This window comes from Leifsonia sp. C5G2, from assembly GCF_013359685.1.
In the GTDB taxonomy this organism is placed as follows: Bacteria; Actinomycetota; Actinomycetes; order Actinomycetales; family Microbacteriaceae; genus Leifsonia.
Map to the genome: position 1 here is coordinate 140,001 of NZ_JABFMV010000011.1, position 24,726 is coordinate 164,726.

At 72.3% G+C, this 24,726-nt stretch carries 23 protein-coding genes; 10 read left to right on the forward strand and 13 right to left on the reverse strand.

Annotated elements, in window-relative coordinates:
- Positions 1-69: 69 nt before the first annotated feature.
- Both HNO83_RS14825 and HNO83_RS14830 read left to right on the forward strand, forming a co-directional pair.
- Complete coding sequence (locus HNO83_RS14825; protein ID WP_175338285.1) at positions 70-315, forward strand: type II toxin-antitoxin system Phd/YefM family antitoxin; 246 nt, start codon at positions 70-72, stop codon at positions 313-315.
- Complete coding sequence (locus tag HNO83_RS14830; RefSeq protein ID WP_175338286.1) at positions 312-731, forward strand: type II toxin-antitoxin system VapC family toxin; 420 nt, start codon at positions 312-314, stop codon at positions 729-731. The genes HNO83_RS14825 and HNO83_RS14830 overlap by 4 nt, the downstream gene beginning before the upstream one ends.
- 62 nt (positions 732-793) lie before the next feature.
- Here HNO83_RS14830 and HNO83_RS14835 read toward each other — a convergent pair whose 3' ends face one another.
- Entirely contained in the window at positions 794-2,233 is a 1,440-nt protein-coding gene (locus tag HNO83_RS14835; RefSeq protein WP_175338287.1) for an aldehyde dehydrogenase family protein, read from the reverse strand.
- Between the two features lie 217 nt (positions 2,234-2,450).
- Between HNO83_RS14835 and HNO83_RS14840 the strand changes: the two genes are divergently transcribed.
- On the forward strand, positions 2,451-3,917 hold the full coding sequence (locus HNO83_RS14840; protein ID WP_175338288.1) for a GMC family oxidoreductase: 1,467 nt from the start codon (positions 2,451-2,453) through the stop codon (positions 3,915-3,917).
- 63 nt (positions 3,918-3,980) lie between these two features.
- Here the strand turns inward: HNO83_RS14840 and HNO83_RS14845 are convergent, their stop codons facing one another.
- From HNO83_RS14845 to HNO83_RS14865, 5 genes are read right to left on the reverse strand one after another with little or no spacing between them, the layout of a single operon-like run.
- On the reverse strand, positions 3,981-5,207 hold the full coding sequence (locus tag HNO83_RS14845; protein WP_349627225.1) for a multidrug effflux MFS transporter: 1,227 nt from the start codon (positions 5,205-5,207) through the stop codon (positions 3,981-3,983).
- Positions 5,204-6,220, reverse strand: coding sequence for an alpha/beta hydrolase (locus HNO83_RS14850; protein WP_175338289.1), 1,017 nt, complete (start codon positions 6,218-6,220; stop codon positions 5,204-5,206). The genes HNO83_RS14845 and HNO83_RS14850 overlap by 4 nt, the downstream gene beginning before the upstream one ends.
- Positions 6,217-7,200, reverse strand: a complete 984-nt coding sequence (locus tag HNO83_RS14855; RefSeq protein ID WP_175338290.1) for an alpha/beta hydrolase — start codon at positions 7,198-7,200, stop codon at positions 6,217-6,219. The genes HNO83_RS14850 and HNO83_RS14855 overlap by 4 nt, the downstream gene beginning before the upstream one ends.
- 46 nt (positions 7,201-7,246) lie before the next feature.
- Positions 7,247-8,209: an aldo/keto reductase gene (locus HNO83_RS14860; RefSeq protein WP_175338291.1), complete on the reverse strand. Its 963-nt coding sequence runs from the start codon at positions 8,207-8,209 to the stop codon at positions 7,247-7,249.
- 13 nt (positions 8,210-8,222) lie between these two features.
- Positions 8,223-9,332 carry a zinc-binding dehydrogenase gene (locus tag HNO83_RS14865; protein WP_175338292.1) on the reverse strand — a complete coding sequence of 370 codons (1,110 nt, stop codon included), beginning with the start codon at positions 9,330-9,332 and terminating at the stop codon, positions 8,223-8,225.
- Between the two features lie 81 nt (positions 9,333-9,413).
- On the opposite strand from HNO83_RS14865, the gene HNO83_RS14870 reads away from it, so the two are divergent.
- A complete protein-coding gene (locus HNO83_RS14870) occupies positions 9,414-10,853 on the forward strand; it encodes an amidohydrolase (RefSeq protein ID WP_175338293.1) in 1,440 nt (479 codons plus the stop codon).
- A gap of 460 nt (positions 10,854-11,313) precedes the next feature.
- On the opposite strand, the gene HNO83_RS14875 is transcribed toward HNO83_RS14870, so the two are convergent.
- Positions 11,314-12,102 (reverse strand): SDR family NAD(P)-dependent oxidoreductase, encoded by a 789-nt coding sequence (locus HNO83_RS14875; RefSeq protein WP_349627226.1) that lies wholly within the window; start codon positions 12,100-12,102, stop codon positions 11,314-11,316.
- A gap of 88 nt (positions 12,103-12,190) precedes the next feature.
- Here HNO83_RS14875 and HNO83_RS14880 point away from each other — a divergent pair, with 88 nt between their 5' ends.
- The gene (locus tag HNO83_RS14880; protein WP_349627227.1) at positions 12,191-13,168 is read left to right on the forward strand and encodes an aldo/keto reductase; all 978 of its coding nucleotides are present in this window, start codon (positions 12,191-12,193) and stop codon (positions 13,166-13,168) included.
- Between the two features lie 66 nt (positions 13,169-13,234).
- On the opposite strand, the gene HNO83_RS14885 is transcribed toward HNO83_RS14880, so the two are convergent.
- Positions 13,235-13,987: an alpha/beta fold hydrolase gene (locus HNO83_RS14885; RefSeq protein ID WP_175338295.1), complete on the reverse strand. Its 753-nt coding sequence runs from the start codon at positions 13,985-13,987 to the stop codon at positions 13,235-13,237.
- A 116-nt stretch (positions 13,988-14,103) separates the two neighbouring features.
- Here HNO83_RS14885 and HNO83_RS20805 point away from each other — a divergent pair, with 116 nt between their 5' ends.
- Positions 14,104-15,102, forward strand: a complete 999-nt coding sequence (locus tag HNO83_RS20805) for a methyltransferase (RefSeq protein WP_349627228.1) — start codon at positions 14,104-14,106, stop codon at positions 15,100-15,102.
- Positions 15,103-15,150: 48 nt separating this feature from the next.
- On the opposite strand, the gene HNO83_RS14895 is transcribed toward HNO83_RS20805, so the two are convergent.
- The 4 genes from HNO83_RS14895 to HNO83_RS14910 form a co-directional block, all read right to left on the reverse strand.
- Positions 15,151-15,744: a TetR/AcrR family transcriptional regulator gene (locus tag HNO83_RS14895; protein ID WP_175338296.1), complete on the reverse strand. Its 594-nt coding sequence runs from the start codon at positions 15,742-15,744 to the stop codon at positions 15,151-15,153.
- Between the two features lie 76 nt (positions 15,745-15,820).
- Positions 15,821-17,470, reverse strand: a complete 1,650-nt coding sequence (locus tag HNO83_RS14900; RefSeq protein WP_349627229.1) for an amidohydrolase — start codon at positions 17,468-17,470, stop codon at positions 15,821-15,823.
- 2 nt (positions 17,471-17,472) lie between these two features.
- The gene (locus tag HNO83_RS14905; RefSeq protein WP_175338297.1) at positions 17,473-18,297 is read right to left on the reverse strand and encodes a molybdenum cofactor biosynthesis F family protein; all 825 of its coding nucleotides are present in this window, start codon (positions 18,295-18,297) and stop codon (positions 17,473-17,475) included.
- 25 nt (positions 18,298-18,322) lie between these two features.
- A complete protein-coding gene (locus HNO83_RS14910) occupies positions 18,323-20,299 on the reverse strand; it encodes a primary-amine oxidase (RefSeq protein WP_175338298.1) in 1,977 nt (658 codons plus the stop codon).
- A 211-nt stretch (positions 20,300-20,510) separates the two neighbouring features.
- Between HNO83_RS14910 and HNO83_RS14915 the strand changes: the two genes are divergently transcribed.
- Together HNO83_RS14915 and HNO83_RS14920 are read left to right on the forward strand one after the other, a co-directional pair.
- A complete protein-coding gene (locus HNO83_RS14915; RefSeq protein ID WP_175338299.1) occupies positions 20,511-20,960 on the forward strand; it encodes a helix-turn-helix domain-containing protein in 450 nt (149 codons plus the stop codon).
- A 1-nt stretch (position 20,961) separates the two neighbouring features.
- Entirely contained in the window at positions 20,962-21,519 is a 558-nt protein-coding gene (locus tag HNO83_RS14920) for a PIN domain-containing protein (protein ID WP_175338300.1), read from the forward strand.
- 13 nt (positions 21,520-21,532) lie between these two features.
- Here HNO83_RS14920 and HNO83_RS14925 read toward each other — a convergent pair whose 3' ends face one another.
- Positions 21,533-23,005 (reverse strand): APC family permease, encoded by a 1,473-nt coding sequence (locus HNO83_RS14925; RefSeq protein ID WP_175338301.1) that lies wholly within the window; start codon positions 23,003-23,005, stop codon positions 21,533-21,535.
- Between the two features lie 181 nt (positions 23,006-23,186).
- Here HNO83_RS14925 and HNO83_RS14930 point away from each other — a divergent pair, with 181 nt between their 5' ends.
- Positions 23,187-23,909: an SDR family NAD(P)-dependent oxidoreductase gene (locus tag HNO83_RS14930; protein ID WP_175338302.1), complete on the forward strand. Its 723-nt coding sequence runs from the start codon at positions 23,187-23,189 to the stop codon at positions 23,907-23,909.
- A 31-nt stretch (positions 23,910-23,940) separates the two neighbouring features.
- A complete protein-coding gene (locus HNO83_RS14935; RefSeq protein ID WP_175338303.1) occupies positions 23,941-24,720 on the forward strand; it encodes an SDR family NAD(P)-dependent oxidoreductase in 780 nt (259 codons plus the stop codon).
- Positions 24,721-24,726 lie beyond the last annotated feature (6 nt).

Sequence of the window (24,726 nt, forward strand, 5' to 3'; positions counted from 1 at the left end):
ACGCGGGCGGGCTGGAGATGTGGATGAGGATGCGGCACGATGTAGGTACGTAGCTACATCGGAGGGCGAATGGCGATCATCACGGCGCGCGAGTTCAACCACGACGTCTCGTCCGCCAAACGGGCCGCGGCCGACGAGCCGCTCATCATCACCGACCGCGGAAAGCCTTCGTTCGTCCTCCTCACCTACGACGAGTATTCGCGCCTGACCGGGGAGCTGCCCAACGTCGTCGACGCCTTGCGGCAGGACCTCCGCGGCGACTTCGACTTCGAGTTCCCCCGTGCGCTGCTCGGCGCGCGCAAGGTCGACCTGTGAAGTGGCTGCTCGACACGGTGACGCTCTCCGCCACGCGGAGACCAGATCGCGCCGAGCCGTCCGTCGTCCGCTGGCTGGAGCGGCAGAACCCGTTCTCGCTCTACCTGTCGGCGATCACGGTCTTCGAGATCGAACTCGGGACCGCACGCAAGGAACACACCGACCCGCAGCAGGGGGCTGACCTCCGGCGCTGGGTCGACGACGTGTACTCGGTGTTCTCCGACCGCATCCTCCCGGTGGACCACGAGGTCGCCGGTGTCGCGGCTGGGTACCACGTGCCCGATCCGCGTCCCGAACGGGACGCGCTCATCGCCGCTACGGCGGAGGTCGGCAAGCTGTCCGTGGTGACGCGCAACGTCCGGGACTTCGAGCCGTTCGGCGTCCCGCTGTTCGACCCTTGGTCGATCGGGCGCTGAACCCCCCCCACGAGAAAGCGCTCCGACCCTGCCGGGCCGGAGCGCTTGCGTGTGGGCCGCGCTCAGTAGTGGAGCCAGACCGACTTGAGCTCGGTGTAGGCGTCGATCGCCCACGGACCCATCTCGCGGCCCCAGCCCGAGGCCTTGTAGCCGCCCCAGGGGGCGGCCATGTCGGGGATCGAGGGCATGTTGACGAACACAGCCCCCGCGCGGATGCCGTTCGCCAGGCGCTGGGAGGTGGCGATGTCCTTCGTCCAGATCGTCGCCGCCAGGCCGTACTCGGTGTCGTTCGCGCGGGCGACGATCGCATCCAGCTCGTCGCCGTCCTCGTAGGAGGTGATGGAGAGCACCGGGCCGAAGATCTCGTCGCGCATGATCGTCATGTCGTCGGTCACGCCGGCGAACACGGTCGGCGTGAAGAAGTAGCCGTCGCGGTCGGCGCGCACGCCGCCGGTGACCACCTCGGCGCCCTGCTCGCGGCCGGCGGCGACCAAGCGCTCCACGTGGCCGAGGTGCTTCTCGGAGACGAGCGGACCCAGGTCGGTGCCCTCCTCCAGACCGTTGCCCAGCCGCAGGCCGCTGACGCCGGCGGCGAGCTTGTCTACGAACTCGGCCTCGCGCTTCTTGTCCACGTAGAAGCGCGTGTACGCCGCGCAGACCTGGCCCGAGTTCAGGATGCTGCCCTGGATGTTGCCGAGGACGGCCGCATCGATGTCGGCGTCCGCGGCGATGATCGACGGCGCCTTGCCGCCGAGCTCCAGCGTCAGCCGCTTCAGGTTGGAGTTCGCGCTGGCGTGCGTGATGATCCTGCCGACCGCTGTCGAACCGGTGTACGACAGGTGGTCGACGTCGAGGTGCTCCGCGAGCATCGCGCCGACCGATCCGTCGCCGGTGACGAGGTTCACCACGCCGTCCGGGATGCCGGCCTCACGGCACAGCTCCACCAGGCGAATGCTCGTCAGCGGGGTCACCTCGCTCGGCTTGATCACGACCGTGTTGCCGGTGGCGAGCGCCGGGGCCAGCTTCCAGGCCAGGATCATCAGCGGGAAGTTCCACGGCGTGATCAGCGCGTTGACGCCGACCGGCTCCCGGCGCGTGTAGTGCAGGGTGTCCGGGAACGACACCGGGTTGACGGTGCCCTGGATCTTGGTCACCCAGCCGGCGTAGTAGCGGAAGTGCTCGGCGGCTCCGGTGACGCTGACCATCCTGGAGATGCCGAGCGGCTGCCCCTGGTCGCGGGTCTCCAGCGCCGCCAGCTCGTCGTGGTGCAGGTCGATCAGGTCGGCGAGGCGGAACAGCAGCGCGGCCCGCTGCACGGGGAGGAGCCCGGCCCACTCGGCGCGGCCGAGCGCCGCCCGCGCGGCGGCGACCGCGGCATCCACGTCGGCGAGGGCCGCCGTTCCGACCTCCTCGATGACCTGCTCGGTGGCGGGGTCGACGGTGGGGATGGCGCCGCCGGACGCCTCCGTCCACTCGCCGTCGATGAACAACTTGGTGGCCACTGGGGTGCTCCTTCGCTTGCCCGGGGATGGGGACCCCAGCAGTATCCGCATGGGCCGTCTGCGCCGTCTTGACCGGCAGGGCACGGCCGTTGACGATGCGGGAACGTCGCGCGCCCGCGCGTTCTGCGCCCGGGGACGGGCATGCCAGCCTCGACAGCATCCACCGGCGCCCGGCACGGGAACGACGGCGGCGAAGACGACGAGGACGGGAGAACACATGGACGTGATCGTGATCGGGGCCGGCTCCGCCGGATCCGTGGTGGCCCGCCGCCTGGCCGACGCCGGCCACGGGGTGACGGTGCTGGAGGCCGGCGGCGAAGACGCCAACCCGGCCATCCACGACCCGTCGCGCATGGGCGAGCTGTGGCACTCCGCCGACGACTGGGACTACCGCACGGTGCCGCAGGAGCACGCTGCCGGACGTCGCCTGCACCTGCCGCGGGGCAAGGTGCTCGGCGGGTCGCACGCCCTGAACGCGATGATCTGGGTGCGCTGCGCGCCGGAGGACTACGACGGCTGGGCCGCGGGCGGCAACGACGGCTGGGCGTGGGACGACGTGCGCGGCATCTTCGAGGAGGCCGAGCAGCTGCTCGAGGTGACCGACGACTATGCGCTCGACCCCATCCAGGAGTCCATCGTCCAGGCGGCGGTGGAGGAGGGGCTGGAGCGCAACCCGGACTACAACAGCGGCCACCTCGACGGCGTCTCGCAGCAGCAGGTCACACTGCGCGACGGCAAGCGCTGGAACACCTACATGGCGTACCTCAAGCCGGTGCGGGACCGCGTGGACGTGCGCACCGGCTGCTGGGTGCACCGGCTGCTCATCGAGCCGGCCCAGGACGGCCTGCGGGTCGTCGGGGTGGAGTTCGAGCAGGGCGGCGAGCTGCAGCGGCTGCGCGCCGACGAGGTGGTGCTGTCGGCCGGCGCGCTCGACTCGCCCCGCATCCTGCTGCGGTCGGGGATCGGGCCCGCCGACGAGCTGCGCGCGGTCGGCATCGAGCCCGTGCACGACCTGCCGGGGGTGGGACGCAACCTGCACGACCACCTGCTGTCGCCGGTGATCTTCACGACGGAGAAGCCGGTCGGGCCGCCGCGGAAGGGCGTGTCGGTGACGCAGTCGCACCTGTTCTGGCGCAGCCGGCCGGAGCTCCCCGTGCCCGACACGCAGCCCATCCACTTCTCCGTCCCCATGTACCAGGAGGACCTCACCGGGCCCGCGGACGGCTTCTCCCTCATGGCGGGGCTCGTCACCCCGAAGGCGCGCGGCAGGCTGACGCTCACCGGACCGGGGCCGCACGACCCGGTCGCGATCGACCTGGACGCGCTGGGCCATCCGGACGACGTGGCGTCGCTCGCCGCATCGGTGCGCCAGTGCCGCAGCATCGGCCGTCGTCCGGCGCTCGCCGCGTGGGGCGCCCGCGAGCTGCATCCCGGGCCCGCCGTCTCGGACGACGACCTCGAGGACTACGTGCGCCGTACCGCGATCACGTACCACCACCAGGTGGGCACGTGTGCGATGGGCGTGTCCGGCGACGCCGTCGTGACCCCGCGCCTGCGGGTGCACGGGGTGGCGGGCATCACGGTCGCGGACGCCTCCGTCGTGCCGACCATCACGACCGGCAACACCAACGCGCCCGCCGTCCTCATCGGCGAGCAGGCCGCCCGCTTCCTCCTCGCCCCCTGACCCCGCCCCAAGCCATCAGCTCCTGAGTTTTTCGACCTGTGACCGGCGTGTCGCTCGAAGAACTTAGGAGCTGACGGCGGAGGCGCTGGGGTGGAGGCGACGGGCGGCGAGGGCGGCGGCGGTGGCTGCGGCGAGGGAGGCGGCGGCGATGGTGGCGGACATCGCGAGGGGCGAGGCGCCGGCGAGGGCGGCCAGCGGCGCGACGAGCGGACCGACCGTGAAAGTGACCGTCCCGAGCACGGCGGCGGCCGTCCCGGCGCGCGCGGCGTGGGAGCCCAGCGCCAGCGTGGTGCCGTTCGGGCCGCCGAGGCCCGACGCGAACAGCCAGAGCGGCAGCGCGATCACCACGCCCGGCAGCCCCCAGCCGAGCAGCACGGCCGCCAGCAGCAGCGCGGCCGCGGCCACCGACGCCACCTGCCCGCACACGTAGAGCCGCGCCGGCCCCCCGCGGCGCACCAGCACGCGGCTGAGCTGCGCGCCCAGGAGGTTGGCGAGCGCGTTCCCGGCGAAGCACAGCGCGAAGAGCTGCGGGCTCAGGCCGAAGCCGTCCTGCAGCACGAAACTGGACATCGACAGGTAGGCGAAGAACGCCGTGCCGCCGGCCGCCGCCGCGATGACCATCAGCACGAAGACCGGGTCGCGCATCAGCGAGCCGAAGTGCGCGCGGAGCACCCGCATCCCGCCGCCGTGCCGTGCCGCTGCGGGCAGCGTCTCGCGCAGCCCGAACAGGGCGAGCAGGAAGAGCGCACCGCCGACCCCCGCGAGCACCAGGAACACGCCGCGCCAGTCGACGACCAGCGCCAGCGCCCCGCCCGCGACCGGGGCGACGATCGGCGCCGACGCGCTCACCAGCGTGAGCAGCGACAGCATCCGCGACAGGTCGGCGCCGCTGTACAGGTCGCGCGCCACCGCCATCGTGATGACCAGCCCGGCCGACCCGGCGAGCCCTTGCAGGAGGCGCGCCACCAGGAGCGCCTCCACCGTCGGCGAGAACACGCAGGCCAGCGAGAACAGGGTGAACAGCGCAACGCCGACCAGCAGCGGCCGGCGGCGTCCGAACCGGTCGGAGAGGGGACCGGCGACGAGTTGCCCCACCCCGAGTCCCACCATGCACACCGACATGGTGAGCTGCGCCATCGCGTCGCTGGTGTGCAGCGACGACGCCAGCTGCGGCAGCCGAGGGAGGTACAGGTCCATCGACAGCGGTCCGAACGCCTCGAGGACCCCCAGCACCAGGATGCTGCGCCGCACGCTCATCAGCGGGGGCGCCACGGCGGCGGTGGCGGTCACGGCAGCCGCAGCGTGCGGCGCACCCAGCTGTCCCGGGCGTCGACCGCGGCGCGCGAGACGACGGCCCCGGGGGAGAAGCCGGAGAAGCCGTGGTACGCCCCGCTCCAGACATGCAGCTCGGCGGAGCCGCCCGCGGCCCAGATGCGCGAGGCGTAGGCGGTCGCCTCGTCGCGGAACACCTCGGCCGCTCCCACCTCGATGTACGCGGGCGGGAGGCCGGAGAGATCGGCGGCGCGTCCCGGGACCGCGTACGGCGAGACGTCGTCGCCGAACCGGTCGGGGCCGAGGATGGCATCCCACGCGGTGTCGTTGTTGTTGCGGTCCCACGCGCCGAGGCCGTCGTACTGGCGACTCGACGGACTCTCGTTGCGGTCGTCGAGCATCGGGCAGTTCAGCAGCTGCCCGGCGAGCCGCGGACCGCCCCGGTCGCGCGCGAGCAGGGCAACTGCGGCGGAGAGGCCGCCGCCGGCGCTCGCGCCGGACACCAGCAGGCGGTCCGGGTCGACGCCGAGCCCGGCCGCGTGCGCGGCGAACCACAGCAGCGCGGCGTAGCAGTCCTCCGCGGCGGCGGTCCCGCGCGCGGTCTCGCCCATGGCGTCCCTGGCCTCCGGGTGCAGGCGGTACTCGACGGCCACGCCGACGATCCCGTGACGGACGGCCAGATCGATCAGCTCGCCGGTGCCGAAGAAGCGCGTCCCCAGCACCTGGCCGCCGCCGTGGATGCCGAGCACCCCGGGAACACGGGCGCTGGAGGCATCGTGGCCGGCCGGCCGGACGACGGTGACGGCGACCTCCGGGCTGCCGTGCGGCCCCGGGACGAGCAGGTCCTCCCACTCCACCGCCCTGCCTGCCGCCTGCTGCTCCATCGACGGGATGATCGTCGCGAAGTGGGCGCGGTTCTCCAGGATGGTGTGCGCTCGCAGCGGGATGCCCTCCACCTGGTCGAGGAAGGCGGCGAGCCCGTCCGTCAGCTCCGGGTCGTACGGCACCGGCCGGGGTGCGCCGGTCGTCACCGGAGCTCCAGGATGCGCCGCAGCCACGAGTGGCGGGCGTCGAGCGCCGCGCGGGTCAGCTCGCTCCCGGGTGCGTACATGTCGAAGCCGTGGAAGCCTCCCGACCAGACGTGCAACTCGGCCTGACCGCCGACGGCCCAGATGCGGGAGGCGTACTCGACGTCCTCGTCGCGGAACGGCTCGGCGGCGCCGACCTCGATGTAGGCGTGCGGCAGCCCGGACAGGTCATCGGCCCGCGAGGGCGCCGCGTACTGCGGGGCCCGGTCGCTGAAGGCGAGCTCGTCGCCGAGCACGCACTCCCACGCGAGCAGGTTGGCCTCGCGCGTCCACGTGCCGATGCCGGCGTACTGGTGGCTGGAGACCGTGGTGTTGGTGTTGTCGATCATCGGGCACAGCAGCAGCTGCCCGGCGAGCGCGGGACCGCCCCGGTCGCGCGCGAGCAGCGCGACCGCGGCCGAGAAGCCGCCGCCGGCGCTGCCGCCCATCACCACGATCCGCTCGGGGTCGGCCCCGAGCTCTGCGGCGTGCTCCGCCAGCCACACCAGCCCGGCGTAGCAGTCCTCCACGCCGGCGGGGTAGGGGTTCTCGGGCGCGAGCCGGTACTCGACGTTGACGGCGACGACGCCGAGCTCGTCCACCAGCTGCACCAGGCGGCCGGTCTCCCAGCTGCGGTGGCCGACGATCATCCCGCCGCCGTGGATGTTGTAGAGCACCGGCAGCGCCGGCCGCGTCGCATCGTGGCCGCGCGGGGTGAGGATCGTGACCTCCAGGTCGGGGGCGCCCGCCGGACCCGGGATGACCCGGTCCTCCGCGTCGATCGGGAGGGCGCCGATCACCTCGGCGGCCGACGGGAACAGCGTGGCTGCGCCGGGGCGGGTCGCGGGGAGGCTCTCGCGGCTGAGCGGCGGCTGCGGGTCGGCCGCCATGGCGTCGAGCACCGGTGCGATGTCGGGGTCGAAGGGGACGGGGACGACGGTCATGATGCTCCTTGTCGTGGTCTGCTGTTGCGGGACGCGTTCCTGCGGCTCAGGGGCCGGCCGGGTCGACGACGCCGCGGTCGGCCCAGAACGGCTCGACGCGGGCGCGCAGCGTCTCGGCGCCGACGCGCTCGACGAGGTCGACCGCGGCGAGGTTGCTCGTCAGCTGCTCCAGGCGGCTGGCGCCGAACAGGGTGGTGGCGGTGGCCGGGTGGGTGAGGGTGAAGGCGACGGCCAGCTGTGCCGGGGTGGTGTCCAGCTCGGCCGCGAGGGCCGCGAAGGCGGGCACGTCGGCGACGATGCGGTCGCGGATCCCGCCCGGGTCGCGGCCCACCTCGCGCCCCGGCGAGACGTTGCCGGCGAGGATGCCGCCCTCCATCACGTCGGAGGCCTGCATCGAGAGCCCCTGCTCGAAGAGGCGGGCGAACGGCTCCCCGTCGGGGATCGACCGCCGGGCGACGCTGTACTTCAGCTGGGCGACCTGCGGGCCGGGGACGCCTTCCTCTGCGGCGATGTCGATGAGCGCCTGGATGGCGGCGGCGGACCAGTTGTTCACACCCCAGGCCCGGATGAGCCCGGCCTCGGTGAGCCCGGCGAGGTCGAGCACGAGGTCGCGCAGCTGCAGGTCGTGGCGGCGGAGGTCGCCGAGGATGACGAGGTCGGCGTAGTCCGCGCCGACGCGGAACAGGGCGTTCTCCAGCTGCGGGCGGAACCCTCCTTCGCCGTAGCCCTCCAGCCACAGCTTCTCGGACAGCAGGTAGCTGTCGCGTGCGAGACCTGCGGCGCGGACGATGGCCGAGAACAGCACGTCCGTGAAGACCGGCGGCTGCATGCCGCGGAAGCCGTAGACCCCGACGTCGAACAGGGTGATGCCGTGCTCGACCGCGGTGGAGACGAGCTCGACGGCGTCGGCGAAGTCCATCCGGTCGTAGGTGTGCCACGAGCCGAGCGACAGGACGCCCGTGCGCAGGCCGGAGCGGCCGATCGGGCGGGTGGGGATGGTGGTGGTCATCGGGATGCTCCTCTCAGCCGATCCGCGGATCGACGACGGCCTTGATCTCGCCGAGCGCGGCCATCGAGGCGACTTTCGCCGACGCCTCCGCCAGCCCGACCGGGGTGCTGAACAGTTCGTCCCACGGCATCCGGCCGGCGAAGGCGGAGAAGAACTCGATGGCGCGGAAGTAGTCGGCGATGTCGCCGTTCAGCGATCCGACGACCGTCAGTTCCTTGCCCATGACCGCGCTCAGGGCGAGAGGCTGGCCGACCGGGCCGGTGGAGCCGACGACCACGAACGTTCCGCGGGGCGCGGCCATCGCGACGGCCTCCGGTCCGACGCTCGGCGCTCCCGCGAGGTCGATGACGAGGTCGGCGCCCTGTCCGCCGGTCGCGTCGAGCACGGCCTGCACGGTCGCGTCCGATCCGCCTGCGATGTCGACGACCACGTCGGCGCCGAAGCGGCGCGCGGCCGCGAGACGGTCGGCCGGGGCGCCGACGGTGATCACGGTTCCCGCGCCGGAGAGCCGGGCGACGGCCGTCGCGAAGATGCCGAGCGCGCCGGACCCCTGCACGACGACGCGCGATCCGGGCCGGACGCCGCCGGCGCGATCGAACGCCCGTAGGACCGTTTTGGCCGCGCATCCCGCCATGGACGCCCAGGTGTCCTTCACCGTGTCGGGCAGCAGGAGCTTTGCGGCGCCGGGCGTCACGTAGGCGTAGTCGGCGAGACCGGCCGTCGCGTAGGGCGGCACGTCGGAGCGCTGCAGGAAGCCGTAGCCGCGTCGCGAGCAGTGCACCGGCTGCCGGAGCACCGTGCAGCCGAAGCATTCGCCGCAGGTTGATTCCGACCAGCCGATGCGGTCGCCCGGTGCGAGCGGGCGCCCGAGCGTGTCGTGGACGCCCTCGCCGACGGCGACCACCTCGCCGACCATCTCGTGGCCGAGGACGAGGGGGAGCATCCCGGGGAAGGTCATCGCTCCGGACCAGATCTCGATGTCGGTGCCGCACAGCGTCGCGCACGAGATGCGGACGAGCGCCGCTCCCGGCTCCAGCGTGCGGGGCAGCGGGAGCTCCTGCAGGTCGAGGGGTTCGCCGTGCGCCGTGAGGACGGCCGCTCGGGTGGTGCTGGGAATCGTCATCGATGGCTCCAGGATCGTCGGTGTGGGTTATTCTACATACGTTGACCAAAATTGCCAGGTCGACCGCGAACAGGAGGAACCGTGCACCCCACCACCGTCGGCACCGGCGCCGACCCCCACGCCGACCTCGTCCTCCGCGGCGGCGTCGTGCACACGCTCGACGACGCCGACACCACCGGCACCGCGATCGCGGTCCGGCACGGGCGCATCCTGCGCGTGGGCAGCGACGCCGACGTGGAGCACACGATCGGGCGGCGCACCCGCGTGATCGAGCTGGACGGGCGCGCGGTGCTGCCCGGCATCAACGACTCGCACCTGCACGCCGCCTGGCTCGGGGCGATGTGGCCGCGGACCGTCTTCGGTGCGATGGGCGACGAATCCGGGCCGGAGGCCTCGGGGGACGCGGCAGGCGGCGACCCGCACGACACGTCGCACTCGGCCCCGCTGCTGGCCACCCGCGCCGACCGGCGCGCGGCGATCCTCCGTGCGCAGGAGCTCGCCGCGTCCTTCGGGATCACCTCGTACACGGAGCCCGGCCTCGGCCCGGGCGAGGACTCCGGTGCCACGGGCTGCTTCGGCCAGGACGTGCTCGAGGCCTACATCGAGCTGGAGGCGGAGCGAGCGCTCACCGCGCGCGTCAACGTCCTCGCCCTGTTCGGTGTGCTGGACGGGCCGAGCACGCTCGGCGACGTGCTCACCGGACTGCGCGCACTCCGGCGCGAGACCGACCGCCCGACCTGGCTGCGGGTGGCGGGCGTCAAGATCTTCGCCGACGGCATCCCGCCCATGCACCAGGCGTGGACGCGGCACCGCTACCCGGACGGCGGCTCCGGCGGCCTCCTGGTCGACGGCGCCGACGCGGAGGAGCGCGAGGAGAACCTGCGGCTGATGATCCGGGAGGCGAACCGCCTGGGGCTGCAGGTCGGCGTGCACGCCACCGGCGACCGGACGATCGACACCGTCGTGGATGCCGTCGAGGATGCGCTGGCGGAGAGCCGGATGGAGCTGCGCCACTACATCATCCACGGTGACCTGGTCACGCCGGAGACCCTCGCCCGGATGTCCCGGCTCGGGATGGGCCTCAACGTGCAGGCCGGCATCGCGGTGACGACCGCGCCGTGGCTCGCCGCCGTGCTCGGGGACGAGGTGGCGGCGTCCGCGTGGCCGCTGGAGGCGGCCGCCGCGGCGGGTGTGCCGGTGTCGCTCAGCTCGGACGCGCCGATCCTCGCCCCGGACTGGCGCCAGGGCGTGGCGGACGCCGACGCCTGGCTCGGCGCGCCGGCCCCGGGAGACGAGGCGGCGCGCATGCGGCGGCTGCTGCGCGCATACACGACGGTGCCGGCACGCCAGGACGGCGCGGAACCGTGGAAGGGCAGCCTGGAGCCGCGGAAGGCCGCCGACCTGTGCGTGCTCGAGGCCGACCCGCTGTCCCTCTCGCCACGCGAGCTGCCCGCCGTCGGAGTCGAGCTGACCGTGGTCGACGGCGACATCGTCTTTGAGCGCGTCGCGGCCGCGGTGTAGGCCGGCTGCGCGCTGCCGGCCGGCGGGTTCGGTCGGAGAATCGGCCGCTGTGCGATCGATTCTCCGACCGGTGACAGCCCAGCAGGAGATTTCGGGCGTGTCGTCCGACGGAAGCAGGGGTGGTGCGGCGGTAGGGCGGTGACGGTTGAGCCGGACGGGCCGTTCCGGCCCGGGCCCCGGCTTCGGTCGGAGAATCGGCCGCCGCGCGTTCGGTTCTCCGACGGGAGGCAGCCCAGCAGGAGATTCCGGGCGTGTCGTCCGACGGAAGCGAGTGCGCGCGTCGGGAGTACTGTTCGGGCGACACGCCGGTCGCCGGCGCACAAGGGAGGCGGTCGGCCGCGATTCACGGGCCGGCCGCCTCCCTTTCGCGCGGACCAGGCGCGGCGCTACCCGCGCCAGGCGAGGCGCCCCGCGCCCCAGGCGCGGCGCTACCCGCGCCCCAGGCGAGGCGCTCCGCGCGTCACGCGAGCAGCTGGCCCCCGTCGACGGGGAGGCTGACGCCGGTGATGTGGTCGGCGCCGGCCAGGAAGACCACGGCGGGCGCGACATCGTCCACCTCGGCCAGGCGGCCCAGCGGGATGCGCGACGCCCACGCGGCGCGCGCGGGCGAGCCGTCGGGCATCCCGGCCCGCAGCATCGGGGTGAGCACCGGTCCGGGTGCGACGGCGTTGACGCGGATCCCGGCGTCGGCAAGCTCGATCGCGGCCCAGCGGGTGAGGGAGTCGACGGCGGCCTTGCTCGACTCGTAGGCGCCCATCCCGGGGGTGGGCTGGCGGCCGCCGATGGAGGAGATGTTGACGATCGCCCCGCGGATGCCCGCGGCGGTCATGTGACGGGCGACGGCCTGCGTGACGGTGAAGGTGCCCAGGATGTTGACGCGCACGATCACGCCGTAGTCGTCGGGGGAGAGCTCGGTGAGCCGGCCGTGCACCGACAGCACGCCCGCGTTGTTGACGAGCACGTCGACGCTCCCGTGGTCGGCGACGACCTGTTCGACCGCGGCCTGCACGGCCACCGGGTCGGTGATGTCGACCGCGACCGCCCAGGCGCCGGGGCCGAGGTCGGCCGCGGCAGAGGCGACGGCGTCGGCGTCGACGTCCGCCAGCACCACGCGGTCCCCGTTCGCGAGGAACGCGGCCGCGATGCAGCGCCCGATGCCGCCCGCTCCGCCGGTGATGAGCACCGTTCGCTCGGTGGGCGGGGCGGCGTCCGCTCCGGTGGGCTCGTGGGGGTGGGTGGTGTCGGTCACGGTGCACCTCTCTGCTGGGGGCGCCACTCCCGCGGGGCGCTCGGTATATTATACAACCGTAGAAAAACCATGGTCGCAAGGAGGCCCCGTGTCCGCTGGAACCGTCCGCATCCCCACCCGCCCCCTCGGCCCGGGCGGTCCCGACGTGCCCGTCTTCGCCCTCGGCTCCTGGAACACCTGGGACCGCATGGCGCCGGACGAAGCCGTCGCGCTCATCCGCCGCGCGCACGAGGTCGGCGCCGCCTTCTTCGACGTGGCTCACTACGACATGGGTCCGCACGCCGAGAACGCGCGCACCGACCTGCTCTTCGGCGAAGCGGTGCGCGCCGCCGGCCTGGGTCGCGACGATTACCTGCTCTGCGGCAAGCTCTGGCTGTGGGAGTACCCGGAGAAGTCGTTCGCCGGGCAGCTGGACGTCTCGCTCGACCGCGTGGGCGTCGACCGCGCCGACCTCGTCGTCGTCGGCGACTACGTCGGCGAGGTGGATGTGCCGCGGATCGTCCGCGAGGTCGCCGAGCAGATCGCGGCCGGCCGCTTCGACGCGTGGGGGGTCAACAACTGGGCTATCCGGGATGTCAGGACGGCGCTCGAGACCGCGGAGGCGGAGGGGCTCACCCCGCCGACCTTCGCCCAGCTGAAGTACGGCCTGGTGCGCCGTGCGATGGCCGAGGGGTCGCACTACGGCGAGCTCTTCGCGGACGGGACTCTGGCGCTCCAGGCCTCCGACGTCTTCGAGGGCGGCATCCTCGCCGGCAAGTTGTCGCCCGCGCGCAAGATCGGCGCGGATGTCGGCGGCATCCGGGAGCGGATCGTCGCCGTCTACCCCGAGGTGGAGCGGATCGCAGCCGACCTCGGCGCCACTCCGACGCAGCTCGGCATCGCCTTCGCGCTGGCGCATCCCGCGACGGCGAATGTGCTGTTCGGCGTCAGCCGGCTGTCGCAGCTCGAGGACAACCTGGGTGCGCTGGAGCTGCTCGACCGTGTCGGCGCGGAGCGGTTGCGGGAGGCCACCGCCGGCCTGTGGCTGGACGGTGCCGTCGCCCCGGACGGCACCTGGGCCCCCTGAACCCGGGCTACTTCGGAGGGACGCGGCCGGCCGGAACCCCTTCGGCCGGCCGCGAGCGAGTGGCCGTCACATAGCGGCGTCGCCGGGCCGTCCGCCGAGGAAGGCGATCGCGGCCGCGCGGAACGCCTCCGAGTCGAGCGCCCCGCGATGGTCGCCGGGCACGCGCAGGAACCGGCCGTCCGGGAGGCCTGCGGCGAGCGCATCCAGGCCTTGGGTCATGACGTCGTCCGCCCCGGCGACCACAAGCGTCGGGACCCGGGGCGCGCCGAGCGCGGGGTCGAACGGTTCCGCGGCGAGCCCCGCCATCAGCGCGAGGAGGGAGTCGGTATCCCGGCCCGGCGCTGCGATCATGGTCGCCATCATGGCGACGAGGGGGTCGGCGGGCCGCCCGTCTCCTGCCGCCGCGCGCGCCACGGCGCACGTGTCGACCGTGGCGAACGGCTCGAACGGGCTGAGGCCGCCGAGCACGAGGCGGCGGACGCGCCCGGTCGCCGCCGGGAGCTCCCAGGCGAGACGTGCTCCGAGCGAGTAGCCGATGACGTCGACGTCCGCTCCGAGGTCGTCGACGACCGCCGCCAGTGCCGCGACGACGGCGGAGGTGGTCGCGGCGCTGCCGGCGACGGCGGGGGAGTCGCCGTGGCCGGGCAGGTCGACCGCGTGCACCTCGTGCCCGGCGGCTGCGAGCGCCTGCGGCCATCCCGTCGTCAGGTAGTCCTCCCGGGCGCTGGCGGCGAAGCCGTGGAGCAGCAGGACGGGCCCGCGCGCGGGTGCGCCGGCGACGGCCGGAGTGGAGTGCAGGGCAAGGGTGGTGGTGGGCATCGTCGTCCTTCGCGTCCGGTTTTTCTATGATAGTAGAAAATAAACCGGGAAATGGGTAGAGTCGGCCCGATCCTCCCTCTCATCCGTCAGAGACGACCGAACGAAAGAGCCGCGACGTGACCCCAACCACCGCCATCCAGACCCCCAGCCCCGAGACGATCGTCGACATCGCGATCGGCTTCATGGGCGCGAAGCAGCTGTTCGCCGCCAGCCGCGTCGGCCTGTTCCCGGCGCTCGCGGACGGCCCCCTCGACGCAGCCGGGCTGGCGACCGCGACCGGCGTGCCGGAGCGCCAGGTGCGCATCCTCGCCGACAGCATGTCCGCGCAGGGACTGCTGACGCGCGAGGGGGGACGCTACGCGCTCACGGCCGACTCCGCGGCATTCCTCACCGGTGCGCGAGCCGAGCTCGACCTCGGGCCCTTCCTGGCCTTCCTCGGATCGACCAGCTACACCCAATGGCTCGGCTACGACCGCACCGTCGACTCCGACGCGCCCGGCGTGCTGGAGCTCGACGAGTCGGGCTGGGGCGACTTCCTCGCCGGCGTCATGCGGTACAACGAGCTGCACGCGGCCATGCTCGGGCGGTCGTTCGACTTCTCCCCGTACCGGGACGCGCTCGACCTCGGCGGCCTCAGCCCCGCGTTCGCGCTCGAGGGCCTGAAGACGAACCCGGACCTGCGGGTGCGGTTCGTCTTCGACCCGCAGTCGGTCGAGCCGGTGCGCCAGGCGGTCGCCGAAGCCGGCTACGCCGACCGCACGACCGTGGAGGGGGCGGAGACCGCGACGGCCGCGCCGCAGGGCGCCCACGACCTGGTGCTGGTCAACCACGTCATCCACCGCTTCGACGACGCGCAGAACCGTGCGATCCTCCGCAACGCGCGGGCGGCCGCGGCCGACGGCGCGACGCTCGTCCTGCTCGACTTCTTCCTCGACGACGACCCGCAGCAGCGCAAGATCGACGCTTTGCACGCGGGGGAGTACTACAACATCGACGGCACCGTGGTGTACCCGGAGGCGGTGGTGCGCACCTGGCTCACCGACGCCGGCTGGCGCGCCGAGCGGACCGTCGCCCTGCCGGGCAGCCCGCGCATCCTGGTCGCGACCGCGGTCTGACCCGGGCCGTGGCCGCGGCCGACTGCGAACGGTCGCGGCCACGGCCGCTCAGCGGCGCGTGATCCGGTCGAAGAACGCGTCGAGCTGGGCCGTGAGGAGTTCCGGGGTCGACAGCTCCGGCGCCAGCAGGCTCATGATGTTCGCGCCCGCGTTGATGAGCACGATCTCGTCGACGAGCTGCTCGTCGGGAGTGTCCGTCACGATGTCGCCGTCCGCGCGGCCCTGCGCGAGGTACGACGCGAGCCCGGTGCGCCAGGAGACGAGGTGCGTGCGGTAGGACGCGTGCAGGTCCTGGTTGGACAGCGCCCGCTCCCAGAAGCTCAGCAGCACCCGGCCGGCCGTGATCGACTCGGGAGTGGTCGGCGCGGAGGCGTAGACGATCGCCTTCAGCGCCTCCAGCCCGGTCTTGCCGTCGACCGCGCTCTCGACGGTCGAGCTCATCATCCCGAGCGCACGGTCGTACGTGCCCTGGATGATCTCGTCCTTGCCCGGGAAGTAGTGCTTCAGCGCGCCGTTGGCGAACCCCGCTTCTGCGGCGATTTCGCGCATCGTCGCCGCCTCGAGTCCGCCCTTCACGATGAGCCCCCACGTGACGTCGATGATGTCGGAACGCCGCTGGTCGTGGTCGATCACCTTGGGCATGGCCCTCCCCTCGTCGCCCGGTCGGCCCGGGAGTCTCCACAAGTGTAGGGGAAAGACTCCCGGGCGCTCCGGAGCGTCACGCGCGGGAGAACACCTCGCGTCCGGCGAAGTACGTGCGCTGCGCGGTCAGGGTCACCAGCTCGGTCACCGGGATGCCGAACGGGTCGCGATCGAGCACGACGAAGTCGGCCGACTTCCCGGCGGTCAGCGAGCCCGTCACGTCGCCCAGGCCCATGGCGCGGGCGCCGTTCAGGGTGAACACCTCGATCGCCTCGGGCAGGGTGATCGCCTGCTCCGGGCCGAGCACACCGGGCCGCTGCCCGTGCGGGTCGGCCCGGGTGACGAGACCCTGGATGCCCTCCCAGGCGTTCGGCGTCTCGCTCACCGGCCAGTCGGAGCCGCCGGCGACGAGGGCGCCGGAGTCGATCAGCGACCGGTTCGGCTGTAGGCCGTTCACCTCGGCGGCGGGACGGACGGTGCTCAGCGCGTCGGCGATGACGCCCGGGAACCAGAGGAACGGGGAGATGTCGGCGGCCACGCCCAGTTCGGCGAACCGCGGGAGGTCGTCCGCCGCGATGAACTGCCCGTGCGCGATCTGGTAGAGCGGTCCGGTGTGCCCGTCCGCGCGCACGGCGGCGACCGCGTCCAGCACCATCCGGACGGCGGCGTCGCCCGAACAGTGGATCTTCGCCGAGATGCCCTGCGCGGCGGTCCGGCGCAACCAGCCCAGGAGCTCGTCGGCCGGCATGGTCGTCGAGCCGTGGAAGTGGTCGCCGTACCCCTCGGCGGGCAGGTACGGCTCCAGGAAGGCCCCGGAGTGGGCGGGTGGTGTGCCGTCGAGGAAGATCTTGATGAAGTCGGGACGGTGGTGCTCGCCGGTCAGCTCCTCCCGGTGCTCGATGAGCGCATCGCCCAGCTCCGCGTAGCCGAAGATCTGGTCGTTGACCGTCATGGACGAGACGACCCAGGCCGGGAGCTTTCCTCGGTCGTCCAGCGCCTTGAGCGCACGCATCTGGTCGAGCGAGATCGCCGCATCCTGGAACGCCGTGATGCCGTACGAGTGCAGGATCTCGATCGCGCGCGCCGACGAGCGCTGCTGCTGTTCCGGGCTGAGCGTCACGGCGGGGCCGGCGACCTCCTCCACGAGCAGACCCGCGGCTTCGAGCAGGACGCCGCTCGGCTCCCCGGTCTCTGGGTCGCGCACGATCACGCCGCGGTCGGGGTCCGGGGTGGAGGCGTCGATCCCGGCGAGCTCCAGGGCCCGGCTCGACGCCCAGCGGTTGTGGTGGCTGTCGTCGGTGAGCAGCACCGGACGGCCCCCGGCCGCTTCGTCGAGGGCGCGCCGCGCCGCCGCGTGACCGAGGGCGTCGAGGAGGCCGGTGCCCCAGCTGCTTCCCACGATCCACTCGTCGGGCCCCTTCCGGGCGGCATGGGCGCGCACGGCGTCCAGGACCTCGTCGAGCGAGGCGGTGTTCGGGAAGGTCAGCTCATACAGTTCGGCACGGCCGGCGTGCGCGTGGTGGTTGTGCACGTCCACGAGTCCCGGCATGACGACGGCGTCGCCGAAGTCCAGGTCGCGGGTCTGCGGTCCGCGCAGCGCAGCGACCTCGTCGCGCGTGCCGACGGCGAGGATGCGGCCGTCGCGCACCGCCATCGCCTCGGCATGGGGCCGCTCCCGGTCGACGGTGTAGAGCCTCCCGGCGACGATGAGGTCGGCCGTCGTCACCCTCACGCCTCCGTGGGGTCGTACGGCGCGGGGTGGACGGTGTTCGACAGCAGCCTGCCGTGGGCGCCGAACGTGAAGTGCGTCGGCACCCGGCCGCTCTCGTCGAGTCCGAAGAGCACGCCGTGCGAGCGGATGGCCTTCTGATCGCGGTGGTCGGCGATGGTGACCGACGCGCAGGGGATGACCTTCTCGCGCCAGGCGAAGACGTAGATGCCCGGGCGCACCTGCCAGACCGAGTTCTCGTCGGTGTCGGCCAGTCCCTTCTCGGGGCCGGCGAGGCACTGCCAGGTGTACCAGTTCGGGCTCAGGTACACGTGCTCGTACGCGTGCAGCGAGCTGTACACCCACATCACGCGGCGCCCGATCAGGGTCGTGGTCGGCGCCGGGGCCGCGCCCCGCTGCTCCGCGCCCTCGATCACGGCGGGCACGAACAGCTGCTTGACAGCCGTGGTCCCGGGGAACGGGCCGCCGATCGCCTGGATCACCGACAGCGCCCGGCCGTTGGCCAGATCGAGGATGAGAGAGACCGCCTCATCCGGCTTGTGCTCGTGGTGGAACTGCGCGAAGTACAGGCCGTCGTCGACGAGGAACGCCTCGTACGCATCCGACCCGGTGCTCGCCTCGATCGCGTCCCCGTCGCCCGGGGTGTACTCCCACTCGACCCGGGAGTCGCCGAAACGGTGGGCGATGCGGGTGCCGCGCTCGTCGACGACCGTGATGGTGCGACCGGCGAGGTCGCCGGTGGTGGGTGCCTTGTTCGCATCGAACCCGGGCGCGAGGCCGTCGAGCGGCAGCCAGGTGGACGTGTCGGACAGCGTGATGGACATGGGACTCCTTCGTCGGATGGGGTGGTCAGTGCCCGCAGGTGCAGCCGTCCCCGCCGCCGCAGCAGGAGGTCGCTGCGGCGCCGTCGGGCAGGTCGAGGGCGGGGTTGCGGTCGAGGAAGCCGTACGGCTTGAACAGGAAGCCCGAGTAGTCGACGGGCATGATCGGCCAGTCCTCCGGGCGCGGGATGTGCGTCGGCCCGAAGACGTGCCAGAGCACGATGTCCTCGTCGGTGAGCGACCGGTCGGCGGCCGTCCACGCGGGGAGGCCGGCGCCGCCGGCGTGCGCGTTCGGGTAGTCGCCCGCGGGGAAGCGCTCCGCCGGGTCGAAGCGCGTCGCCCAGAGGTGCTTCGTCGCGAACGTCGCGCGATCGTACACGCTGGAGCCCGGCTGTGCGAGCAGCGTCGCGCTCGGCTGGGGGATGAGGTGGTAGGCCGTCTTCCTCCCCACCGCGTTGCGCCGCTCGGCGCTGGTGACCTCCCAGACCCGCGCGGTCGCGGTGTTCGCCGTCCTCGCCGCGTCCGATTCCCGCTCGATCGGGGTCGTCGTCCAGGTGAACGCGTTGCCGTAGGGGTTGTCCCGTCCCATCGGGATGCCGACCGCATCCACCTCGGCGAGCGAGTTGCGCTCCCCGTCGACGGCGACATCCAGTCGCGCGCAGAACAGGTGCTGGTGCACCGGGGCGAACAGTCCCGGCGCGATCTCGGCGGCGTGCGGGTCGGTGGACCCCGGCACCCCGGCCCCGGCGAACACGATGCCGGTCGCCTTCGCCTCCACCTGGATGGTGCCGTCGAGGTAGAGGTACCAGAAGAAGCCGTAGTCGTAGTTGCCGATGGTGGAGAAGTACGAGACGACCAGGCGCCGGGAGCGGCGCACCTCGGTCTTCCCGGTGAGGTCGGTGTGCTTCCAGAGGATGCCGTAGTCCTCCTCGTGCATGCAGACGACCTGCGGGATCGTGACCGGGTTGCCGTGGTCGTCGGCGACGACGCCGTCGAAGTAGTGGATGACGCCGAGACAGTCGCACCCGAGCGTCAGGGTGTTCGCGTTCTTGCCGAGCAGGTACTCGCCCGCGTCGAAGTAGCTGATCCAGAACCGCGTCGGCGTGGTGTCGCCGTACGGCACCACCATCTCCGGGACGGACGCGCGCGTGAGGACCGGCCGGTCCTCGTCGCCGTCGCGGAACGCCACCTGGTTGAGCACCAGCCCCTCGCGGGCGTTGAAGCCGACACGGAAGCTCCAGTTCTCCCACTCGACCCGGCTGCCGTCGACGCGGAAGCTCGGACCCTCCGGCTGGGTGATCTCGATCGGCTTCAGGCTGGTGCGCGCGGCCCCGATCGTGGCGGCGTCGTAGTTGCCGTTCAGCTCGGGCACCGGGATGTCGCCCTCGTCCTCGACGCGGATGACCTCGCCACGGGTGAGGTCGATGTGCACGATCAGGCCTTCGACCGGATGCGACCACGGCGAGTCCTCCGGGCTGTCGCGCAGGAACGTGAGCGAGCGGATGGCGCGACGGCCCGCCTCGTCGGCCCGGTTGAAGAAGCCGGGGGCGAGCGGCGCGCAGAAGGCCAACTCCATCCGGTCCTCGAGCCCGCGGCGGCGCATCGCCGCCTGCCACCCCGGCGACGCCTTGGCGATGCGCTCGGCGGCCTCGTACTCCTCGAACAGGTACTGCGGCTGGCCGTACGGGGAGTCGGCGGTGCCCAGCGCCCGGTGCTCGATCACCTCTCCGGAGGTCACCGACACGATGGCCTCCGCGGCCTCGCCGGTGGCGGTGTCGAGCAGCACGTACAGGATCCTGCGCTCGATCGCGTCGCCGGGGGAGAAGGCCGTGACGGCCGTCTTCTCCGGCTCGACCGGGAGCACGTTCGGGAAGCGTGTGCCGGGTCCGATCAGGCCGGCCGCGTCGAGAACGGCCCGGCCGGCGGCGAGCTCGTCCGCCGTGAGCGGGTCGAGCGGGTGGACGACCGCGGTCGGCGCGGTCACGGTGCTGCTGTGCTGGTGCATCCAGGGTCCTTCGGTTCCGGGTTTCGTCCAGTATGCGGAGGGCGCCGCGCGCCCGCATTGACGGCGGGCGCGCGGCGCTTGTCCGCCAGCGCCCGATCAGGCGACCTCCTCGGCTGCGGTGCCCTGCAGGCATTGCATGCATTTTTAGCGAATAGAGCGCTTATTGCGTTTAGCTGCCCGCCCGACTAGCCTCGAGGCGAAGGGAGCTCACATGACGCTGATCGATTCCCGCGCGGTGGATGCTGTCGATGCCTCGGAGCGGTCTCAACTGGAGGGTCTCGTTGCCGCCCTTCGCGGATCGTCCGGCGCGATCAGGCTGGAGGCCGAGACGGTCTCCGTGTCCCTCCCGGCTGACGTCGCCAACGCGGTCGTCGAGCTGCTCGGCCGCCTCGCTCACGGCGATGCGGTGGTGATCGCTTCGACGGGAACCCTGCTCACCACCTCGCAGGCAGCCGACCTTCTCGGGGTTTCTCGTATGTTCGTCGTCCAGCTTCTCGACAAGGGAGAACTCGAAGTGCACTACCGCAACACCCATCGTCGGGTCGCTCTGGCCGACGTCCTGCGCTATGCCGAGGAGCGCCGTCACAGCAGGCGCGAGGGGCTGGATCGTCTTTCCGACCTGACGGAGGAGGCCGGCGGGTACGAGGGCGACGCGTTCTGACGTGCCGTTCCGGGTCTTTGCCGATGCCAATATCCTCGTGCGGGCTCGTTGGCGGGACATCGTTCTCTCCCTCGCCGAAGCAGGAACGTGCCGCGTTCTCTGGAGCGATGGCGTGCTGGACGAAGTCCGCCGCCATCTTCCCGAAGGGATGAGCCCAGCCGATCGCACCGCGCTCCTGGACACGATGAATGCCGTGTTCCCGGAGGCACGCGTCGCGTGGCCGGGTGCCGTCGACGTGACGGTGCAGATCGAAGTCAACGACAAAGACCGACACGTCGTCGCCGCTGCTCTCTGGGGGCATGCCGATGTGGTTCTCACCGATGACCGCGCACTGAGGGAGCAGCTCGAAGCGACCGGCGTTCTCGATGTCTGGTCGATGCCGGAGTTCATCGGCTATACGGCCGACGCCAACGAATCGGCGGCCAGGGAGGCGCTGATCGCAATGGCGCGGAAGCGCTGGCTCCGTGACCCGTCCGCGAGCGATGACGCTGTTCTGGCTCGGCTATCCGCGTACTTCACCCGGAACGGCTGGCCGTTGGAGGCCATCCGTTCCGGGTGAGGAGTGGCGAGGATCAGGCGACGGGCTCCTGCGCCTCCGCCTCGGTGGTCGCGTGGGCGTCGAACCTCTCCAGGTCGGTGGCGAGGGCGTCGTACACCGCCGGCTTCGACCGGCGCAGGTACCAGCCGAAGCCGATGCCGCCGACGAGGGCGACCACGAGCAGCAGCGGCAGCAGGCGGATCGCCAGCGCGTCCGAGCCGGCCACGATGTCGAAGTTGACGATCGCCATGACGACGATGACGAGCAGGGCGAGGAAGCCGATCCCGGGCGCGACGAACGTGGACCACCAACGCGGGTCGCGGCGGCGCCGGAAGTACACGACGATCGACAGCGCCGCGAGCGCCTGGAGCACGAGGACGCACAGCGTCCCGAAGCCGATCATGCTGGGCACCAGCGACGAGATCGGGTCGAGCCCGGCCAGGGCGAACAGGCCAGCGACGACGGCCGCGAACACGGCCTGCACGATGCCCGCGAGCTGGGGCGCGCCGTTGGGACGTGTTCGGGCGAGCGCGCGGGGAAGCACGCGGGCACGGCCCAGCGCGTACAGGTAGCGCGTTGCTGAGTTGTGGAACGCGAGCATCGCGGCGAACAGGCTGACCAGGAGCAGGATCATCATGATGTCGGTCATGACCGTTCCCAGATACTGCTGCGACAGCGTGAAGATCAGGTCGCCGGTCGGCAGGTGCTTCACCGCGACCGCCTGCGCCTGCGGCACTCCCGTCGCGCTGACGACCGCCCACGTGGTGACCGCCAGGATGAGGCCGATCGCGCAGATCGCGACATATGTGGCACGCGGGATGGTCTTCAGCGGCCGCTTCGCCTCTTCGCTGAACAGCGCGGTCGCCTCGAAGCCGAGGAAGCCGGTCGCGGCGAGGAGCAGACCGATCGGCAGCGAGCCGGAGAACACCGCCTGCGGGCTGAAGGCCGCGACGTCGAATCCCTTCTGCACCAGCACGGAGATGTCGAAGACGACCAGGATGAGCGTCTCGAGCACCAGCGAGACGCCGAGGATCTTGGAGGAGAAGTCCACGCCGCGCCGCGCCATCAGGAACGACACGACGATCGAGAGCAGGCCCCAGACGTACCAGTACACGTTGAGGCCGGTCAGGTCGGCGATGACGGTCTGCATGAAGAAGCCGCTCGTGCCGATCGTGCCGACGACGAAGAAGTTGTACCCGATCGTGGCGATCAGCCCGGCGACCAGGCCGCCGGTGCGGCCGAGGCCCTTCACCACGAAGGCGTAGAAGCCCCCGGCGTTCACCAGCTGTTTCGACATCTGGGCGTAGCCGACCGCGAAGAGCAGCAGCACGACGGCGACGATGAGGAACGAGGCCGGGGTCCCTCCGCCGTTCCCGAGCGCGATCGCCAGCGAGGCGACGACGACGATGCCGGTCAGCGGGGCGACGGCGGCGAGGACGAGGAAGACGATGCCGGCGACGCCGAGGCTGTTCGCCTTGAGACGGTCGTGGGCGCGGGGTTCGCTCATGGGGTTCCTTCTTCGGGGGCTGCGTGGGGGGCCGCAGCCGGGACGGCTTCGGCCCGGTGCGTCGATCGTGGCAGCCGCGGGGCGGCGCGGGCTTGTCGCCGAGCGAACGCCGTTGTCCTGTGCGCGCACGGGTGCCCGTTCGCCGTTCCGGCACCGGCGGCCCGACGGGATGCTGGAACCCATGGATCTGGACCTGGCCGGACGGCGCGTCGTCGTGACCGGTGCCGCCTCCGGGATCGGAGCGGCGTGCGCGCGCGCGTTCGCCGCGGAGGGCGCGGAGGTCGCGGGGATCGACCGCTCGCCGGGCGGCACCGTGACCCACCGCGCCGACCTCACGGTGGAGGACGAGGTGCGCAGCGCGCTCGACTCCGCCGCGGCCTCCCTCGGGGGTGTGGATGCGGTGGTCGCCTGCGCCGGAATCTCCGGACCGTTCGGCCGCGGCATCGAGCACATCGGCCTCGACGAGTGGAACGCCGTGCTCGCGGTCAACGTGACCGGCACCTTCCTCACCGCGAAGCACGCCCTCCCGTATCTGCGCCGCTCGGCGAGTCCGGCGATGGTGCTGCTCGCGTCGGACTCCAGCTTCGTCGCCGCGCCCGGGATGGTGCCGTACAACGCATCGAAGGGCGCCGTCCTGCAGCTGGCGCGGGCGCTCTCGGTCGATCTCGCGCCGGACGGCGTGCGCGTCAACTGCGTGTGTCCGTCGGTGGTCGACACGCCGATGTCGCGCGCCGACCTGGGGGTGGCCGACGTCGGCTTCTCCGACGTCGGCTTCCCCGTTCAGAGCCCGGAGGAGGTGGCGCGGCACGTGCTCTACCTCGCGTCCCCGGTGTCCCGGCCCGTGAACGGGCACGCCCTGGTCTCGGATTTCGGCTACCTGGCGCGCTCGTCGTTCCCGGCCTGACGCCTCCCATCCCCTCCTCGAAAGGACCGCCATGCAGAAGCCCGTCGTCGTCATCTCCGGAGGGGGCACCGGCATCGGTGCCGCTGCCGCGCGCCGGTTCGCCGCGGAGGGCGCGCGTGTCGTCCTGCTCGGGCGGCGACGTGAACCGTTGGACGCGGTCGCAGAGGAGCTCGGCGGTCTCGCGCTGCCGTGCGACACGAGCGACCGCGAGCAGACGGAGGCTGCGCTCGCCCGCGTGGTCGCCGACTTCGGGCGCGTGGATGCGGTGGTCGCCAACGCGGGCGGCCACGGCCTCGGCACCGTCGCCGAGACCTCAGACGAGGCGTGGGACGTGTCGTTCCGCACCAACGTCTCGACGGCGTTCGTGCTGGCCCGGGCGGCGCTGCCCGCGCTGACCGCCTCCCGCGGAAGCATCGTCGTCGTCTCGTCGCTCGCCGGGCTCTTCGCCGGCCCGGGGGTCGCCGGCTACACGGTGGGCAAGCACGCCCTGCTCGGGCTCACCCGCAGCCTCGCGCGCGACTACGGCCGCAGCGGGGTCCGCGTGAACGCGGTGTGCCCGGGATGGGTGCGCACCCCGATGGCGGACGAGGAGATGGACGACTTCGCGCGCCAGGCCGGCCTAGCCTCCCGCGAGGAGGGCTACGCCATCGTCAGCAAGGATGTGCCGCTCGGCCGTCCAGCAGACCCCGACGAGATCGCCGCCGCCATCCGCTTCCTGGCCTCGCCGGACGCCTCCTACATCACCGGCGCCACCCTCGTCGTCGACGGCGGAGCCCACATCGTCGACCTCCCCACCACCGCCCTAGCCTGACCGCCC